Raw genomic sequence first — 2,457 nt, 5'->3', positions numbered from 1 at the left:
GACCGTCGTCGCCGCGTTGGCTGCGCTGGCCGCGGTCGAAGCGGGCAGGCAGGCTGCGCTGATGGCGCCGACCGAGCTGCTCGCTGAGCAACATTTTATCAATTTCCACAAATGGATTTCTCCACTAGGCATCGAGGTCGTCTGGCTTGCCGGCAAGCTCAAGGGCAAGCAGCGCAACACTGCACTCGCCAGCTTGCGCGGCGCGGCGCAGATCGCGATCGGCACGCATGCGCTGATGCAGGAGGGCGTCGAGTTCGACCGCCTCGGTCTCGTCATCATCGACGAGCAGCATCGTTTCGGTGTCGATCAGCGGTTGGCGCTGAGGGACAAGGGTCGCGCTGGCGATGAGATTCCGCATCAGCTCGTGCTGACTGCGACGCCGATCCCGCGCACGCTGGCGATGACTGCCTACGCCGATCTCGACGTATCGATCATCGACGAGTTGCCGCCAGGCCGCGCGCCCGTGGCGACCGTGGTGCTCAACGGCACGCGCCGCAGCGAAGTCGTCGAGCGCATTCGCGTTGCCTGCGCCGAGGGCAGGCAGGCGTACTGGGTCTGCACCGTGATCGAGGAATCCGAGGTTCTCGAGGCTCAAGCCGCCGAAGTGGCGCATGCCGAGTTGACCGCAGCGCTGCCCGGCATGCGCATCGGTCTCGTCCACGGGCGCATGAAGCCGGCGGAGAAACAGGCGGCGATGGATGCGTTCAAGCGTGGCGAGATTTCGCTGCTCGTCGCGACCACGGTGATCGAGGTCGGCGTCGACGTGCCGAATGCGAGCCTCATGGTGATAGAGAACGCCGAGCGGCTGGGCCTGGCGCAACTGCACCAGTTGCGCGGCCGCGTCGGCCGTGGCAGCGCGAAATCCAGTTGTGTACTTCTATACCAGGCGCCGCTGTCGGCCACGGCACGCGCGCGCCTCGACGTGCTGCGCGAGACCAACGACGGATTCCGCATCGCCGAGAAAGACCTCGAACTGCGCGGCCCCGGCGAGGTGCTCGGCACGCGCCAGACCGGTGAAGCGGCGTTCCGTGTCGCCGATCTCGGGCGCGACGCGCACCTTCTGCCCGCAGTGCAGAGCGCCGGCGAAATCCTCATGCGCGAACACCCTGATTTGGTTGCGCGTCTGATCGCGCGCTGGATCGGTCACGCGGCGCGCTTCGCCGGCGCCTAGGCGAGATCTTGCAGTCGGCCCGCCGCCGATCAAGCGGGGCGGGCCACTGTGCTTGTGGTGCTTACAGGCCGATCACGGTTTCCGCTTTGACGTAGGGCAGCCCATGCGCCTCGGCGACCGGTTCGCAGGTGACCTTGCCGTCGGCGACGTTGAGACCGTTGCGCAGGTGGACGTCCTGCGCCAGCGCCTTCTTCCAACCGTTGTTGGCCAGGGCGAGTGCGAACGGCAGGGTCACGTTGTTGAGCGCGAAGGTCGAGGTGCGCGCGACCGCGCCCGGCATGTTGGCGACGCAGTAATGCACGACGCCGTCGACCACGTAGGTCGGCTCCGCATGCGTGGTCGCGTGCGAGGTTTCGACGCAGCCACCCTGGTCGATCGCGACGTCGACGATGACCGAGCCCGGCTTCATCGTTTTCAGCATGTCGCGCGTCACCAGCTTCGGTGCCGCGGCGCCCGGAATCAGCACGGTGCCGATCAGCAGGTCGGCGCGGCGCACGAGTTCCTCGATCGCCGAGCGCGTGGAGAACACGGTCGAGATCGAGGTGCCGAATTGCGTAGCCAGGCGCTTGAGCGCATCGGCCGAGCGATCGACCACGGTGACCTTGGCACCCATGCCGACCGCGATCGTCGCCGCATGCGTGCCGGAGACGCCGCCACCGAGAATGACCACTTCGGCTGCGGGCACGCCGGGCACGCCGCCGAGCAGCACGCCGCGACCGCCCTGTGCCTTCTCGAGCGAGTGCGCGCCGACCTGCGGGGCGAGACGGCCCGCGACTTCGGACATCGGCGTCAGCAGCGGCAGCGAGCCGTTCGCTGCGGTCACCGTCTCGTAGGCGATGCAGACGGCGCCGGAGTCGATCAGGTCGCGCGTCTGTTCCGCGTCGGGGGCGAGGTGCAGATAAGTGAAGAGGATCTGGCCCTTGCGCAGTTTCTTGCGCTCGACAGCTAGCGGTTCCTTCACCTTCACGATCATGTCGGCGTCGGCGAAGATCTGATCAGCGCTGTCGGCGATCGTCGCGCCGGCCGCGATGTAGTCGGCGTCGGGAATGCCCGCACCGAGGCCGGCCCCGGCCTGAACCATGACCTGATGGCCGTGATGCACCAGCTCCTGCACCGAGGACGGGATGAGGCCGACGCGGTACTCGTGATTCTTGATCTCTTTCGGTACACCGATACGCATGACTGATCTCCCTCGCTTGATTTGTTGGTCTGTTGTGCGCGCCATTGCGGCGGCGCTGCCGGTGCGGCAGTATGATTGAGATATCGAGCAATTGATCGCCTATTTG

At 66.5% G+C, this 2,457-nt stretch carries 2 protein-coding genes; one reads left to right on the top strand and one right to left on the bottom strand.

The features are described 5' to 3' along the window. A partial coding sequence (locus tag VF497_RS15355; RefSeq protein ID WP_330890287.1) for an ATP-dependent DNA helicase RecG occupies positions 1–1,171 on the top strand: 1,171 nt, incomplete at its 5' end. Between the two features lie 61 nt (positions 1,172–1,232). Here VF497_RS15355 and ald read toward each other — a convergent pair. Beyond that, on the bottom strand, positions 1,233–2,351 hold the full coding sequence (gene ald, locus VF497_RS15350) for an alanine dehydrogenase (protein WP_330890285.1): 1,119 nt from the start codon (positions 2,349–2,351) through the stop codon (positions 1,233–1,235). Between the last annotated feature and the right edge of the window lie 106 nt (positions 2,352–2,457).

Source organism: Rudaea sp. (assembly GCF_036383415.1).
Taxonomy (GTDB): domain Bacteria; phylum Pseudomonadota; class Gammaproteobacteria; order Xanthomonadales; family Rhodanobacteraceae; genus Rudaea.
Note: the sequence above shows the minus strand (reverse complement) of the source record. Positions and strands in the feature narration are given on the sequence as shown.